This is a genomic window from Brevundimonas sp. RM1 (genome assembly GCF_052907225.1).
Map to the genome: position 1 here is coordinate 1 of NZ_JBRERY010000030.1, position 15327 is coordinate 15327.

16 protein-coding genes are annotated in these 15327 nt (G+C 65.8%); 11 read left to right on the forward strand and 5 right to left on the reverse strand.

The window, feature by feature from the left end; all coding sequences use genetic code 11:
• The first annotated feature begins 182 nt into the window (after window positions 1-182).
• Window positions 183-692 (forward strand): hypothetical protein, encoded by a 510-nt coding sequence (locus ACU5AP_RS14915; RefSeq protein ID WP_446681443.1) that lies wholly within the window; start codon window positions 183-185, stop codon window positions 690-692.
• 240 nt (window positions 693-932) lie between these two features.
• Here the strand turns inward: ACU5AP_RS14915 and ACU5AP_RS14920 are convergent, their stop codons facing one another.
• Genes ACU5AP_RS14920 through ACU5AP_RS14930 form a run of 3 tightly spaced genes read right to left on the reverse strand, consistent with a single transcriptional unit; the run spans window position 933 to window position 6557 of the window.
• Window positions 933-4322, reverse strand: coding sequence for an error-prone DNA polymerase (locus ACU5AP_RS14920; protein WP_446681444.1), 3390 nt, complete (start codon window positions 4320-4322; stop codon window positions 933-935).
• Window positions 4319-5878, reverse strand: coding sequence for a Y-family DNA polymerase (locus tag ACU5AP_RS14925; RefSeq protein ID WP_446681445.1), 1560 nt, complete (start codon window positions 5876-5878; stop codon window positions 4319-4321). The genes ACU5AP_RS14920 and ACU5AP_RS14925 overlap by 4 nt, the downstream gene beginning before the upstream one ends.
• On the reverse strand, window positions 5769-6557 hold the full coding sequence (locus tag ACU5AP_RS14930) for an ImuA family protein (RefSeq protein ID WP_446681446.1): 789 nt from the start codon (window positions 6555-6557) through the stop codon (window positions 5769-5771). Before ACU5AP_RS14930 ends, ACU5AP_RS14925 begins: the two co-directional genes overlap by 110 nt.
• A gap of 264 nt (window positions 6558-6821) precedes the next feature.
• On the opposite strand from ACU5AP_RS14930, the gene ACU5AP_RS14935 reads away from it, so the two are divergent.
• From ACU5AP_RS14935 to ACU5AP_RS14945, 3 genes are all read left to right on the forward strand, one after another.
• Window positions 6822-8615, forward strand: coding sequence for a hypothetical protein (locus ACU5AP_RS14935; RefSeq protein ID WP_446681447.1), 1794 nt, complete (start codon window positions 6822-6824; stop codon window positions 8613-8615).
• Window positions 8616-8927: 312 nt separating this feature from the next.
• Complete coding sequence (dinB, locus tag ACU5AP_RS14940) at window positions 8928-10004, forward strand: DNA polymerase IV (protein ID WP_446681448.1); 1077 nt, start codon at window positions 8928-8930, stop codon at window positions 10002-10004.
• A complete protein-coding gene (locus ACU5AP_RS14945) occupies window positions 10001-10591 on the forward strand; it encodes an alpha-ketoglutarate-dependent dioxygenase AlkB (protein ID WP_446681449.1) in 591 nt (196 codons plus the stop codon). Before dinB ends, ACU5AP_RS14945 begins: the two co-directional genes overlap by 4 nt.
• Here the strand turns inward: ACU5AP_RS14945 and ACU5AP_RS14950 are convergent.
• Entirely contained in the window at window positions 10588-11784 is a 1197-nt protein-coding gene (locus tag ACU5AP_RS14950; RefSeq protein WP_446681450.1) for a DUF6880 family protein, read from the reverse strand. The two genes, ACU5AP_RS14945 and ACU5AP_RS14950, sit on opposite strands and share 4 nt — an antisense overlap.
• A gap of 151 nt (window positions 11785-11935) precedes the next feature.
• On the opposite strand from ACU5AP_RS14950, the gene ACU5AP_RS14955 reads away from it, so the two are divergent.
• The 7 genes from ACU5AP_RS14955 (at window position 11936) to ACU5AP_RS14985 (ending at window position 14974) form a co-directional block, all read left to right on the forward strand.
• Complete coding sequence (locus ACU5AP_RS14955) at window positions 11936-12148, forward strand: hypothetical protein (RefSeq protein ID WP_446681451.1); 213 nt, start codon at window positions 11936-11938, stop codon at window positions 12146-12148.
• Window positions 12149-12350: 202 nt separating this feature from the next.
• Complete coding sequence (locus tag ACU5AP_RS14960; RefSeq protein ID WP_446681452.1) at window positions 12351-12512, forward strand: hypothetical protein; 162 nt, start codon at window positions 12351-12353, stop codon at window positions 12510-12512.
• A 170-nt stretch (window positions 12513-12682) separates the two neighbouring features.
• Window positions 12683-13153: a helix-turn-helix domain-containing protein gene (locus tag ACU5AP_RS14965; protein ID WP_446681453.1), complete on the forward strand. Its 471-nt coding sequence runs from the start codon at window positions 12683-12685 to the stop codon at window positions 13151-13153.
• Window positions 13154-13168: 15 nt separating this feature from the next.
• A complete protein-coding gene (locus tag ACU5AP_RS14970; RefSeq protein ID WP_446681454.1) occupies window positions 13169-13549 on the forward strand; it encodes a hypothetical protein in 381 nt (126 codons plus the stop codon).
• A complete protein-coding gene (locus ACU5AP_RS14975) occupies window positions 13546-14013 on the forward strand; it encodes a hypothetical protein (RefSeq protein WP_446681455.1) in 468 nt (155 codons plus the stop codon). The genes ACU5AP_RS14970 and ACU5AP_RS14975 overlap by 4 nt, the downstream gene beginning before the upstream one ends.
• Window positions 13970-14632: a JAB domain-containing protein gene (locus tag ACU5AP_RS14980; RefSeq protein WP_446681456.1), complete on the forward strand. Its 663-nt coding sequence runs from the start codon at window positions 13970-13972 to the stop codon at window positions 14630-14632. Before ACU5AP_RS14975 ends, ACU5AP_RS14980 begins: the two co-directional genes overlap by 44 nt.
• A gap of 21 nt (window positions 14633-14653) precedes the next feature.
• Entirely contained in the window at window positions 14654-14974 is a 321-nt protein-coding gene (locus ACU5AP_RS14985; RefSeq protein ID WP_446681457.1) for a hypothetical protein, read from the forward strand.
• 107 nt (window positions 14975-15081) lie between these two features.
• On the opposite strand, the gene ACU5AP_RS14990 is transcribed toward ACU5AP_RS14985, so the two are convergent.
• Window positions 15082-15327, reverse strand: a 246-nt coding sequence (locus tag ACU5AP_RS14990) for a hypothetical protein (protein WP_446681458.1), incomplete at its 5' end; no start/stop codon positions are given.

Genomic DNA, 15327 nt, shown 5'->3' on the forward strand with positions numbered 1-15327 from the left:
TTCCATGATTCCAAAATAATGGAATTAATGGTGTCGTCAACCAAGCCGGGAACGCTAAGCAAGGATGGAATGTCAGCTGTCCGTCGAGAAGCCAATGACTGCTCCTGGCGCTCTGCTGCCGTTCTCAGTCCTGCCTGGTGGCCGGTGGAGCCTAGGTCTGCCATGCTCGCTGAATGGCGTCAGTGGATTCGTTCAGCATTCAGGACTGGGTCGCTATAGCATCGCTTGCGGTGGCGATCGCGGTACCGCTTTCGGGAGGGATCGTCGCGTGGCTTCGTCATCGAGATCGATCGGCTGATCGGATCCAGATCGAGGCTCAGGATCAAGGTGACGGAGTCTGGACTGCTCGCCTTTCGGTTACCGGTCTCCCGGTCTTCACCAGCCACGAGGCCGCGCTGAAAATCCTCACACCGGGCTCTCAGTTCTTCGACGACGTGAGCGCACCATGGCGCGACATAGGTGGCCCATCGCTCATGATGTTCAGGCAAGACTTCGACCGTCAGCATTTAAAGCTCGAGGGGAACGCTGTCCGGACGAAGCTTTTGAAATCCAGCAAAACCGACGAACTGACGGCCCCGTTGGGCCTCTCAGTGCCGAAAAGCGACGCCTGTCGAATCCGCATCGACGTCTATGCAAAGGGCCGAGTGCGGCGGGTCGCGCGCCGCACTCTTTCGGTGGCCCCAGTCGAGTAGTCCTAACTCATCGGGTGACAATCAACGTGCGAGTGTCCGCTTTTCGCGCCGGCAACGATGTCCCCTTCTGGCGCTTCGAAGCCCTTGCTGAAGGAGGATGTCGACAGATCCGCAATATTCTGCACGAGCATTTAGGGTCTGGGGGCTCTGCATTCGTCTCTCCACCCGTCGCCTGTAAGGCGATGTTTCCAGTGGAGTTTTTGTGCGCAGTTCAAAGCTTGTCGTTTCCCCTACATATCGTCAGTGGAAATCCCGCGATCCTGGCAGGATGCGTATGTCGCGCGGGTGCCGGTGCGGCGGCTGGCGTGGCAGTTGCGGATGGGCGACGATGTCTGCGCGGGCCAACTGCACGTGGGTTTCGTGGTCTTCTGACAGGCGGGACAGTTCGGCGCTGCGGTCGATGATGCGGCGGGCGACGACGTGGACGACGCCCTCGGGGCTTTTCTCGACGACGCCTTCGACCTGCATCAGGCGGGCGCTCATGACCTCGCGCCTGAACTGGTCCAGCATCCGTGCCCACAGGACCACGTTGGTGATGCCGGTCTCGTCTTCCAGGGTGACGAAGACGGCGTTTCCCTTGCCTGGGCGCTGACGCACCAGGACCACCCCGGCGACTTGCACCAGAGAGCCGCCGCGTTTGGCCTCGGTTCCGGCACAGGTCAGGACCCGCTCGGCGGCGAAGACGGGGCGCAGGATGGCCATGGGGTGGCCCTTCAACGACAGGCGGGCGGTCTGATAGTCGGCGGCGACGTGCTCGCCCAGCGGCATCAGGGGCAGATGGGCGTCGGGCTCCGCGCCCAGTTCGCGGGCGCCGCGTTCGCGCGCCTCGGCGGCGGCGAACAGGGGCAGGGGATCGTCGTCGGGAAGGCGGCGCACTGCCCACAGGGCCTCGCGCCGATCCTGGCCCAGGGAACGAAAGGCGTCGGCGTCGGCCAGCTTGCGCATGGCGGCGGCGGGCAGTTCGGCGCGCCGGGCCAGGGTTTCGATATCGGCGAATGTCGCCGCCGCCCGCGCCGTGGACAGGGCCTTGGCCCAATCCTCCCTGAAGCCGTCGATCTGACGCAGGCCCAGACGCAGGATGGGGGCGCTCGCCGGCCCCTCCAGACTGTTGTCCCAGTCGCTGTGCGAGACGTCGATGGGGCGCACTTCGACCCCGCCGACCTCCTGCGCCTCACGCACGATCTGGGCCGGGGCGTAGAAGCCCATAGGCTGGCTGTTCAGCAGGGCGCAGGCGAAGGCCGCCGGGTGGCGGTGCTTGATCCAGGAAGAGATATAGACCAGCCGGGCGAAACTGGCGGCGTGGCTTTCGGGAAAGCCGTAGGAGCCGAAGCCCTTGATCTGCTCGAAGCAGCGCTGGGCGAAGGCCGGGTCATAGCCGCGTTCGACCATCCGTCCGACCATGCGCGTCTCATAGGTGTGAAGGCTGCCGTCGCCCCGGAAAGTGCCCATGGCCTTGCGCAGGCCATTGGCCTCGCCGTCGCTGAACTTGGCGGCGACGATGGCCAGCTTCATCGCCTGTTCCTGAAACAGGGGCACGCCGAGGGTCTTGTGCAGCACCTGTTGCAGTTCGTCGGGCGGGCCGTGATCTGGGGAGGGCGAGGAATAGACGACCTCCTCCTCCTTGTTGCGGCGACGCAGATAGGGGTGAACCATGTCGCCCTGGATCGGACCGGGACGGACGATGGCGACCTGGATGACAAGGTCATAGAGGCAGCGGGGCCTCAGCCGGGGCAGCATGTTTATCTGGGCCCGACTCTCGACCTGGAAGACGCCGATGGACTGGCCTCGACACAGCATATCGTAGACAGCAGAATCTTCGCGCGGGAGGGTGTGCAGTTCCCAATCCTCCTTCTGATGAGCGCGGATCAGGTCGAAGGCCTTGCGGATGCAGGTCAGCATGCCCAGCGCCAGCACATCGACCTTCATCAGGCGCAGGGCGTCGATGTCGTCCTTGTCCCACTCGATGAAGGTGCGGTCGGGCATGGCGGCGTTGCCGATGGGGACCATCTCGTCCAGCCGGTCCTGGGTCAGAACGAAGCCCCCAACATGCTGGCTGAGGTGGCGGGGGAAGTTCAGCAGACGAGACGCCATCTCGACCGCGCGGGCGATCATAGGATTGGCTGCATCCAGTCCCGCCTGAATGACGTGGCGATCGCCGATCTCGGTCCCCCAACTGCCCCAGTGGCTGGAGGCCAGACGAGCGGTGACGTCTTCGGTCAGACCCAGGACCTTGCCCACCTCGCGGATGGCGCTGCGGGGACGGAAATGGATGACAGTGGCGGCGATGCCGGCGCGATGGCGGCCATAGCGTTCGTAGATATGCTGGATGATCTCTTCCCGCCGCTCGTGCTCGAAATCCACGTCGATGTCGGGCGGTTCGTTCCGATCCTCGGACAGGAAGCGTTCGAACAGCAGATCGGACTCCATCGGGTCCACCGAGGTGATGCCCAGGACATAGCAGACCGCCGAGTTTGCGGCCGAGCCGCGCCCCTGACAAAGGATGCGCTTGTCGCGCGCCACGCGGACGATGTCGAAGATGGTCAGAAAATAGGGGGCGATGTCCTTGCGGGCGATAAAGGCCAGTTCCTTGTCCAGCAGGGCCTGAACCTTGTCGGGAACGCCGTCGGGGTAACGCATGGCGGCGTGGCGGCCCGTCAATTCTTCCAGCCAGGCCTGCGGCGTCCAATCGGGCGGGACAGGCTCTTCCGGGTATTGATAGCCGAGTTCGGACAGATCGAAGGTCGCGCGCGACAGGAAGGCGGTCGTCTCGGCCACCGCCTCGGGCGCGTCCTTGAACAGGCGGGCCATTTCTTCCACGGGCTTCAGCCAGCGTTCGGCGTTGGCTCCCAGCCGACGGCCGGCGGTTTCGATGGTCGCGCCTTCGCGGATGCAGGTCAGGACGTCCTGCAGGTCGCGGTCGTCGGGGGCGGCGTAGAGGACGTCGTTGAGCGCCAGCAGCGGAACGCAAGCCCGCTCCGCCATGGCCTTGAGCCGGGCCAGTCGGCGCCGGTCGTCGCCGCGTCTGTGCAGGGCGGCGCCCAGCCAGACTGCGCCCGGCGCCGCTTCGTTCATGCGGGCCAGCACCTCTTCCAGCCCCGTCAGCCGATCCGGCGGGACGAGGATCAGCAGCAGGTCTTCGGGATCAGCCAGCAGGTCTCGCAGGCCGATCTCGCATGCGCCCTTCTTCGCCCGGCGATTGCCCAGGGTCAGCAGACGCGTGAGCCGGCCCCAGCCCGCGCGCGTCTCCGGATAGGCGATGACGTCCGGCGTCCCGTCGTTGAAGATCAGCCGCGCCCCGGTCAGCAGGCGGAAGTCCGCCGCGCGACGCATCACCTCTTCGGACAGAGCCGGATCGTTCAGCGGGTCCTCGATGAAGGCGATCTCGCCGGGACTGCCGCCATCCCGCACCCTGTCCGGCGGGGCGAGGCCTTCGGCCCGCAGTTCCTTCAACGCGCTCCAGGCCCGCACGACGCCCGCCACGGTGTTGCGGTCGGCCAGCCCCAGCCCGGCGTGGCCGCGCAGGACCGCCGTCAGCACCAGGTCCTTGGGATGCGAGGCTCCGCGCAGGAAGGAGAAGTTGCTGGCCGTCGCCAGCTCGGCGTAGGCGCCGCAAGGGTCGAGCCTTCTCATGCGAACAGGCCGTGGATGAACCAACGCGGTTCGGGCGTCTCGCCATAGAGGCCCTGGCGGAACAGCCAGAAACGACGGCCGTCCCGGTCTTCGACCCGGTAATAGTCGCGGGTGCGCTGGCTCGGCGCGCGCCACCATTCGCCGCTGATCCGCTCGGGTCCTTCGGCGCGCGTCACCTCGTGCAGGACGCGCCGCCAGCGGAACTTCAGCGGATAACCGTCGGGCACCTCGGCCAGGGTTTCGACCGGCTGGGGCGGGTCGAACACCTGCAGCGGCCGCAAGGGCGGATCGTCGGGATCAAGGTCGGGCCAGGTCTCGTCGCCATGACGGGCGGCGGCCGGAACCAGTCGCGCGGCGCGTTCGGGAATGTGCGAGGCGAAGGGCTCGAAACGCAGCACCGCCTCCGGCCCTAGACGGACGGTTAGTCGGTCCACCAGACGGCTGAAGGCCTCCTCGCCGGGCGTCTCGGGCTCCAGTCCCTGCTGGGTCGGCGCCAGGACCTGGGTCCGGGGCACGGACATCCGCATCTGGTCGAAGCCGAAACCGGGGTCCAGCGGGGCGGCCAGGGCCGCTATCCGCTCGCGGAACAGCCGCAGGGTCGCGGGGGCGTCGCGGGTCGGACGGCCGGTGCGGACGACGATGCGGCGCGTCTCGCCGTCCACGCGATAGAAGCTGGCCTCGAAGGCGCGGCCGCCCAGGCCTGTCTGATCCAGTCGATCCATGGTATCGACCAGCAGGTCGGACAAGACCCGCTCCACGTCCTCGGGCGCCGAGATGGGCTCGAAGAAGACGCGGTCCACGATCACGGGTGCGGGCGGACGATGCGGGATGATGCGCATGTCCTCGTCACCCAGAACCCGCGCCAGTCGGGTTGGAAAGTCGGCGCCGAAGCGGGCGGCCAAGAGCGCGCGGGGCCGGTCGTCCAGGTTGCCCAGCCGCTTTAGGCCGAGACGGCGCAGGGCCTCGTCTTCCTTGTCCGAAAGCTCCAGGGCGGCGACTGACAGGCGGCGCGCGGCGGCGCGATCTTCGCCGGCTTCGAACCGGCCGCCAGGTCCAAAACGGGCCAGGGCGCGAGAGACCTGGGGCGTGCCGGCCAGGGCGCACCGGATTTTGAGTCCGGCGCGTTCGGCCCGCGCCTGAATTGTCCGTATCAGGCCCATCTCTCCGCCGAACAGATGGGCGCAGCCGGTCACGTCCAGCATCAGGCCATGCGGCGGGTCCGGCGCGATCATGGGGGTGAAGCGGCCGAAATCCTCCAGCACCCGCCCCAGCAGGGCGTCGTCGAGGTCCGGTCGATGGGCGACGACCCGCAGGGCCGGGGTCCGCGCCCGCGCGTCGGCCAGGGCCAGGCCAGGGGTCAGTCCCGCTCGCGCCGCCGCCGGATCGACGGCCGCCAGCCGCAGGGCGCCCTTGATCTTTTCGGCCAGGACGACCGGCGGCGCATCCTCAGGCGGCGCGTCGTCCCGCTGCTCCTGACGCCGCAACCGGTCGCTGGGCAGCCAGGGGAACCAGACCGCCAGATAGCGTCGCAGGCGGACGGAAGGTTCGCTGTTCACGATCCCACTCCATGATCCAGGTTCCGGTCGCCCCGCCGCCGCGCCGCCGCAGCAGGGTCGCCGAAAAAGACGGCCGCCCCGGCGCTCCGCCTTCCAGAGGTTCGGAGGCGCAGGACGTCACCGACCAGCGGGTCTCGGCCGCGCTTGGGCAGGGCAGGGCGCCCGCCCGCGCCAGGAACAGGGTCGCGCCGCCCGTCTCGGCGGCCAGCGCCAGTCGCCGGCTGGCCGTCAGGTTGAAGGCCTTGGCCTCGCCCCAGGCGCTCAACAGCACGGCCCCCACGGCGGGACTGCGCAGGGCTTCTTCGCCGACGGCCAACAGGGTCTGCACGTCGCGCGTCCGCACCAGCAACAGGTCGCGCAGCGATAACCCCATCTCATGCAGGCCCGGCCCGTGCGGCCGTCCCGCCTCCTGGGCCATCATCTCATGCAGGCCCCAGACGATGGGCCGCCCGGCCGCCGCCCTCAGCGCCATGCCCAGCCCGAAGGCGTTGACCGCCACCGCGTCGGCAGGCGAAGCGGCGTAGAGATCATGCAGAACGCCCGTGGCCAACGGTGCGAAGGCGTCGTCGCTTCCCGCGCGCACGCCCGCGCCGACGCGCCGACCGCCGGCCCGATCCAGGGCCTCCAGGCGAGTCTTCAGCGCCGCCAGAGCGTCAGGCTGAGAATGAATGTTCCGCATATGTTCCTATATGCACGCCAACCCCCTACGGGAGTCAAGCGGGGCCGTCGGGAAGGTCCGCTGCCCTCATGTCCGGTCGCATGATCGCATCGACATTTAGGGGGAAGTCTCTTCTGAAACGTCTCTCCACCGTCGTCCGAAGACGATGTTTCCAGTGGAGTTTTTGTGCGCAGTTCAAAGCTTGTCGTGCCTTCGCCAGTTGACGCGTCCGTTCCAAGAAAAAGAGGGCGTCCGCCGCTCCCGATCGTCACTCATCCAACTGCCTTGTGGGAGGTTCATGATGACCCCCGGGACTTCCACGCCGCGCTGGATCTCCAGATCCGCCGGCATGGCGAGAACTCCCATCGTCTGCACCGGGCCATCGTGGTCGCCGGCGGGCTGACGGACCGGACGACCCTCGCGGCCTGGCGGCGGGGCCTGAAGGTCCCGCAGACCCCCGCCAGCCTGAAGGTCCTCGACATCATCGAGCATCGCTATCAGTTGGAGGCTGGCTATCTGCGGTCGAGGCTGCAACGGCGTCGCGCGCTCTCCGGCCTGGTTCCGCCCGAGGTGCAGTATGCGGAATCCCGTCGTCTCGCCTGGCACCTGCCGGATGACTTCGACGAGAGGTCGGCCGAGGAGCAGGAGGAAATCCTGGCCTGGGTGCGCTCGACTATCCTGTCCGGAGGCACGGCTTATCATCGTTATCATTCAACGGTTTCGAAGCATCGGTTCGCGCTTCGCTTTGATGGAAGCGGGCCGTCCGAGCTTGCCGCCCCTGCACAACTCCGGGCCGAGATGGCCGCCCTCCTGCGGTTCAAGTCGGCGACGCTCACGGACATCGGCTATCAGCGCTCCGGCGTATGGGGAGCGGAGACAGCCGCGCAGCGCGAGGAGCATCTGGCTCTGCTGTTCGGCGCCCTGGCCGCCCTGCCTGACGACGAGGTCAGCGGGCTGGGCGTGCCCCGGGAGGACCTGACCTTCGGGCTGCTCGTCCTGCCGACGGTCTGGGACTGGTACGTGCAGTGGCGCGAGCGACGCCGGGGCTTCTTCACCGGTTGGGAGAGCGAGATGCTCCTGCTCGGCGCGGCCTTCTCGCGCAGCCAGACAGGGTGGCTTCGGCAGAGCCCGTGGCTGGCGGATCGGCTCCGACCCATTCCCGGCGTTGTCGCGCAGGAGGAGATCGACCGGATCTGCGGGGATTGGGACGGCGCCTGCGAGCAGGTGCATCGTCATGCCCTAGCCAGGTCCAAGGAGATCGAGCGGGTTGCCAGAGTCCATCGGGATCCCTTTGAACCCATCCTGCCCATTCTAGAAGCGGCGAGCCCTGTCGGGGAGTATCGCAAGATCACGGAGGAGATCCTGCGCCGTATGCCCGAAGAGAGGCGCTATCCCCGGGCCGCCGCAGAAGCGGTCCGGTCTTTCCTGATGCTGAGGTTGGGTCTGCACCTCGGGGTCAGGCAGAAGAACCTGCGGCAACTGCTGCTGCGTCCGCGGGGGAGCGCGCCGACGCCCGAGAGGGAACTGGAGGTCCGGCGGTGCGGCGAACTGCGCTGGAGCGAGAGGGAAGGCGGCTGGGAGGTCTTCATTCCCTGCGCGGCCTTCAAGAACTCCGGCTCGGCCTACTTTTCCAAACGCCCGTTCCGGCTTCTCTTGCCGGACCTCGGCGGATTGTATCGCTGGATCGACGCCTATGTGGGACGCCATCGACCGGCTTTGCTGAACGGCTCGCGCGATCCAGGCACCTTCTTCGTCAAGACCGTGAAAACCTCGAGCCGCGACGCCGCCTACAACCAGCAGACATTTTACAGCGCCTGGCGTCAGGTGATCCAGCGCTACGGGATTTACAACCCGTACACGAAAAGAGGAGCCATTCGAGGCTTGCTTCCTCATGGGCCGCATAATGTGAGGGACGTCCTGGCGACCCATGTGCTGAAGCTGACCGGTTCCTACGAGCAGGCCAGCTACGCCATACAGGACACGCCGGCCACGGTCGCCGACCACTACGGTCGCTTCCTCCCGCAGGACAAGGCGGCGCTGGCGGCCCAGGTCCTGAACCGGGTCTGGGAGGCGCCTTAGGTGAGCGGAGGGGGCCGGATGCGGGCGACGTTTTCAAGGGCCAGCCTCAAAAGGGGAATACTGGCCGTGGAGGAGGCCGGCCACACGGTTCATGCGGTCGAGTTCCCACCCGGGGGCGGCTTCATCTTGATCCTTGCCGCCGGACCTGAACAGGCCGAGGTCAACGAATGGGATGTCGCCCTGGGGATCACGGACGCGCAAGGACGCCCCTTGCCCCGGTGAGGATTGGGAGCTTCCCTATCTTCCGGCAGCTGACGTCGTCAGGCGAAATGAGTTCCCGTTTTGTTCTCTAACTGCTAGATGGCGCCTGTGATGGGAACGGCAGCGCCTCGCAAGATCATCCATGTGGACATGGACGCCTTCTTCGCCTCGGTGGAGCAGAGGGACGATCCCGCCCTGCGCGGTCGTCCCGTCGCCGTAGGCCACGCCGCCTCGCGCGGCGTGGTCGCCGCCGCCAGCTATGAGGCGCGCAAGTTCGGCGTGCGGTCGGCCATGCCCTCGAGCACGGCCTTGCGGAAATGCCCGGACCTGATCTTCACGCCGCCCCGGTTCGAGGTCTATCGCACCGTCTCGGCGCAGATCCACGCCATCTTCGCCGACTATACGACCCTGATCGAACCCCTGTCTCTCGACGAAGCCTATCTCGACGTGACCGCCAATATCCGGGGGCTGCCGACGGCCTCGGCGACGGCGGAGGAGATACGCGCGCGCATCCTGGCGGAGACCGGACTGACGGCGTCGGCCGGGGTTTCCTACAACAAGTTCCTGGCCAAGCTGGCCTCGGACCAGCGCAAGCCGAACGGCCAGTTCGTGGTCCCGCCCAAGCGAGGGGCGGCCTTTGTCGAAGCCCTGCCTGTAAAGCGTTTCCATGGCGTCGGGCCGGTGACGGCGGAGAAGATGAATCGCCTGGGCATCGAGACAGGCGCGGACCTGAAGCGTCAGTCCTTGGCTTTCCTGCAGCATCACTTCGGCAAGTCCGGCGCCTGGTACCATGGCGTGGCGCGAGGAGAGGATCATCGCCCGGTCAATCCGGATCGCGAGCGCAAGTCGAGCGGATCGGAGACCACCTTCGCCAGTGATCTGGTCGATCCGGCGGCGATAGAGGCCGGGCTGGACGAGATGGCGGACGACGTCTGGGCCTGGTGCGAAAAGGCCGGGTCGCTGGGCCGGACCGTGACAGTGAAGGTGAAGTGGGCGGACTTTCAGCAATCGACCCGGAGCCGCTCCTTCAGTGAGCCGGTCGCCTCGAAGGCGCGCTTGCGCGAGATCGCCCGCCTGCTGGTGCGATCCCTCTATCCGCCGACCAGGGGCGTACGCCTCGTCGGGGTGACCCTGTCCAATCTGGAGAAGGCCTCGCCGAAGCCTGCGTCCGGCGAACTGGCGCTGTGACGGGCAGGCTTCAGGGCGATCTCTTCGGCCACGTCTGCGCGCCTGCCGTTCCGCAGGGCTTCGACTATTGGCCGGAGGTCCTGACCGGGGCGGAGCAGGCGGCGGCGGTCGAGCAACTGCAGCGGCTGGACTTCAGGCCATATGAGCACATGGGCTACCAGGGCTTCCGGCGGATCGCCGCCTTCGGACGGCGCTACGACCTCGACCGGGGCAGGCTGGAAGCGGCCGATCCCTGGCCAGGGTTCCTGCAAGACCTGCTGCGACGCCTGGCGGTGCGGCTTGGTCTGGACGAGACGGCTTTCGTTCAAGTCCTCGTCAACGAGTATGCGCCGGGGGCGGGGATCGGCTGGCATCATCACCGGCCCGTCTATGGGGAGATTGTCGGCGTCTCGCTGCTGGCGCCCTGCGTCATGCGGCTGCGGCGCAAGGCGGGCGCGCAATGGCGTCGCGCCGGGGCGGCGCTGGAACCGGGCTCTGTCTATCGGCTGTCAGGCGAGGCGCGGCAGGATTGGGAGCATTCGATCTCGCCTATGACGGTCCTGCGTTACTCCATTACTTTCAGGACCCTGGCTGACAGGCGAAACTAACCGTTCAGGATTTCGGCGGCCTCGGGAAAGCGCTGGGCCAGACGAGAGGCCCAGTCCGGAGTCCTGCCGCCAGCATGACGCGCTTCGCGGGGTCGCGCCAGGACGAGGGCGGCCGCTTCCCTGTGAGCCGGCCAGTCCATCAGGAGACGCATGGCGGCCTCGAAGTCCGGGTGACGGGAGGCGTGGGCGAAGGCCCGGTCCAGGGCCTCGACGTCGTCGAAGTCGGGCAGGCGCGAGACGTAGTCCCGAAGGACCGGCGCCGACAGGTCGCGTTCGAACAGGCTCCAGCGCAGGTCCTGGGCCTCCTGACGGCCGCCTTCCGCCTCGAGGACGTCGATGGAGGCGGCCTCCCAGGTCGGGGTCAGGCGGGGGGCGCCGTCCTTCGGGCTGTGGCCGAAGGTCCAGCGGCGGTTGAGTGGGGAGGGGCTCAAGGCGCCCTCCAGGGCGGCGCGGGCTTCGGCGACGCGGCCAGCGTCCAGGAGGCGGCGAGCGATGTCAGCGGCGACGTCGGGCGAACCCGCCTGTTCGGGGGTGACAAGCGACAGCCAGAGGTCGAGGTCCCCGGCCTTGTCCGCCAGGCGGCGCAGCAGGTTGCGGCCTGCCGGGGTCTTTCTGGCTGATGCGTCTAGACTGTCGAGCAGCCGGCGCGCCGTGCGCGGGCCCAGGGTCTCGCCGACGGCGGAGATCCAGCGAGCGTAATCCTGCGGATGCCGGCGCAGGGCGTCGACCAGGTCGCGCAAGGCCGCGTCGTCGGCGGTCTCGGCGAGGGTGAAGAGATCGTGGGCTGCGGCCTCGAAGGCGGCAGGCAGTTCGCCCTTGGTGTCTTTCACGCGGACGGCCAGGCCGGGATAGAGGTCGAACCAGCGAATGAGGACGGCGAGCGCCTCGCCGGGAGCCTCGGGCGCCAGGCGACCGACGATCATCTCGCGGTGGGTGTTCAGGTCGTCGAGAAGGTCGCCGCGTCGGCGCCAGGAAACGCGGGTGCGGGCAGCGGCGAGCGCGGTGAGGCGTTTGTCGATCTCCAGGGCCAGGATGTCAGGGCTGATCTCAGCCGCGAGCTCGAGGCGGAGGCGGCGTTTGAGATTGGCGTTCCCGGCGCCCGCCTCTATCAGCAGGTCCGCCAGGCGCGGCGCGCCGAGGTGGACTAGGCTGGCTGCGGATAGCCGGGTCGAAATCCGAGATTGTCGCGCCATGAGGTCCCTGGGGCAGGAAGGGTGTTCGCCACCCGGGCGTCTATAGCATGCTCATCCCGACACCGGCTCAGGCTTGGCCGGAGGCGCCGTTCTTCTGGCCGTGTAAAAGGCGCCGCAGGAAGGCCGCTGCCCGGCTGAAAGGAAGGCGCTCATGCCCAAGGTCAACGACACGGTGCACATCCTTTTTTCCATGCGCGGCATGTCGGGGCCCTTCTGGCAGACCAACGCCACAGTGGCCGCGGTCAGCGGGACATCACTGCTTCTGGACGGTCTGGACCGTCAGGTTCCCGCGGCGACTTCAGAACTCAAGCCGGCCGGGGAGGGGCGGTGGACGCTGGACTGGGAGGTGCGGTGTCGGCCTTGAGGCGTTGTTCTGCTGCGACCCCGTCATAGGCGTCGCGCAAGCTTTGCTTTAAATGGGACTGGCGGAAGCGACCGACCTCGCTTTCGTAGACGGCCCGGCGCGTCTCTCGCCGAGCGGGTCGGGTCGTCGATCTTCGTCCGGGTGAAGGCGAACGGATCCGCTTTTGTTGGCGTCCCGCAGTCGAACGGATCAAAATGGCCCGATGGAATCAGGCATCAAGATTGAAGCGGGATGGTCGGGCCGCGGGCGTGGCGGCTTTGAGGTCTATCGCGGCAAGGGGCGACATGCCCGTCGCTTGCAGCCGCCTGCTTTCGGCGGTTTTGTTTTTCGGGTCTTCATGGCCTGGCTGAGCGGTAAATCCTGACCTGCGGACACCGCAGTTAGGGCGAATCCGGGTGCCCGGCCCAGGCCCCTGAAAGCCGCCGCGCTGGTTGAATTCAAAATTGTAAACAGAAGAGCCCGCCTGCGGCGCAAGTCTGCTGGACGACTCGCGGCTGTGACGCATTACTTCCCGTCTGTACGGGGGAGCGGTCTATGCCTGAAAGGCTGTCTCATAGGCAGGCGGAGTGCCTGAAGCTCTCCGCTTTCATGAGCGATAAGGAGATCGGCCGGAAGCTCGGCCTGTCGCCGCATACTGTTGAAAATCATATCCGAGAAGCCAAGCGAAAGCTCGGCGTATCCAGCCGCAAAAAGGCTCTGGAGTTACTGACGGAGTTTCCGTCAGGCGGATCTGGAGGCATGGCGGGCGTTGGCGAAAACGGTCCAGCTCAGGGTGTCAGCGAGGCGTCCATCGCCTTCGATCACAACATTGGCGCTCTTGATCCAGAAACGCCGTTCGGCGTGTATTCAGGGCTGGGGCGATGGCGTACGACGGCCGGGTGGCGAGGACCGAAGCTGGTCCTCATCGTTCTCCTGGCCTTGGGGATGGCATTAGCGATCGGCGCCATCCTCGCCATATGTCTGATGGTGTTCGGGGTCGTCGCGACGTTTTTGAGCTGGCGTTGAAAAGGGACATCCGCCATGCGCAACCAGAACGAAACCGCCGAGACCATCGGCTCCATCGTCGCTCATGATCTCATCGCTTTCGAGCACGCTCTGGATCACGCCTTCATAAAAGCCAACCAGCTCTCAATGAGCATGATCGAAGGGCGTCTGTCGGCGCAACTCTCGGCCGGCTGCGGTCATGCGGCCCTGCTGAGCCTCCACGGCGCCATGGGCGCCGTCCTCGACGCCAGGGGGCAGACGCTGCGGACGCATGACCGGTTGCAGAAACTGGCTGGCGAACTCGGGCTTGTCCCCACCCGTATGGGACCATCGGAGTCCAAGACGGGGGAAGATGTCATTGAAACCCCGATCAAGAAGATCGCGCAGGGTGACCCAGAGGGGCAGGCGATGATTTGATCGGATACGCTCTGTGGTCACTCAATATCGCTGGCCTGTTGTTGATGGCCTGGAAGGGCGCTCGCATCGAACGATGCGCCGCCGCGCTTCTCGCGACCTACATCCTGATCGAGCCATTGGTGCTTCAACTCCAGCTCTCGACCTGGAAGATTGGTCTGGCAAGCTTGAATTTGGCGCTCTTCGCCGGGTTGTGGCTGTTGAGCGTCAGGTCAACGCGCTGGTGGCTGGTCCTTGCGGCGGCGCTTCAGCTTCTGGTCGTCTGCACGCATCTTTTGCCTTTTCTCTCGTCCCAGTTAACCGCCTGGACGGGCGTTACGGTACGGCTGACGCTGTGGACGCTCATCAGCCTCACGATCTTCGGAGGGGTCTGGGAAGCCATGGCCGATCGTCGCTTCAGGGGGGTGGCGGATGGACGGGGACATGACGCAATTCATCGCGCCGGACCTGAACACGGTCTGGACTGATGGAGACCTGTCGCTTCTTCAGGCCTTCATCGCAGGTGTCGAGCCGCTTGGGGTCGAGAGGCTGGCGGCGAGGCTGTCGGGTGAGTTCGACACGCTCGGCGCCCTTTTTGCGGCTTCGCCGGAGCGGCTGTCCCGCGCCGTGGTCCAAGGGCAGGATGGTCAGGGCTTTGTCCGGCACGTCAGCATATGCTCGGCGATCGCCGCCCGATCCCTGCAACAGCGCTTGGACGGCAGAAAGATCCTGTCCTCTTGGCCGGCCCTGATCTCATACCTGAGGGTCAGTCTTCAGTACGAGATCAAGGAGCAAACGCGGATCCTGTTCCTCGACAAGAAGAACGCCCTCATCAAGGATGAAGTGGCGGGCAGGGGAACCGTGGATCACGCGCCGATGTATGTCCGGGAGGTGATCCATCGAGCCTTGGACGTCGGGGCGTCCGCCATCGTGCTGGCCCACAATCATCCGTCAGGCGACGTCAAGCCGTCCCTCGCGGACAGGAGCCTGACGAAGGACATAGCGGAGGCTTGCAGGGTGATTGGCATCACGCTGCACGACCACATCATCATCGGGGCCAGAGGTGACTTTACCTCGTTCAAGCAACAGGGTTTGTTGTTTGGCTGACATCGCTCAGAGAGGGCTGACTTGTCGATTTGCATCGTGCCGCACCAGACCATCAGCCGCATCGTCGGCTTTGCCGTCGGTCACGCGGATCTCCTGCCAGTAGGCTGGTCTTCCAGCGACCTCTACCGGAAGCTAAGGGAAATCAACGAACGAACCTTCCTGGCCCGCTACCCGCAGGCGGAGCTCGAGGCCGATTCCAGCGAGCCGCACATTCCCGGGGACGCCGCTGACTTCACGAAGCTGGTCCGGGCGCTTGGCGAGTATGAGTACAATTCCGACCTGTCAGGCGAGGGGCAAATGGCGGCGCTGCTGGCTTCACTCATGTCGCGGGATGAGCGGTAATATTTATGAAGTACCATTTCGTATGCTGCGCGCACTTGGTGTGCCCTGCTAATCCGATTGCAAATTTGGGTCTTGGCGTTGTCAATACATCTTGAAAGATGTCTGTATCACGCACTTTTTACATAAGTAAATTTTCGCAATGTTTTCAAAATACTCGAAATCTGCCGGTCTTCGGGCCGGTCGCGGCTGACGGAAAATAGAAAAAATGATGTAAAAACAAATGCATAAATAATTTTTGTGTCATCGAGTGGGAATGATTCAGGCTCTTTGAAAGTCTCTTGGCGCTGCTTCCAGCGGCGTCGATAGATTGCCGACATAAAGTGATGTAGCGAGACCCTTCGAAGTTTTCGGGG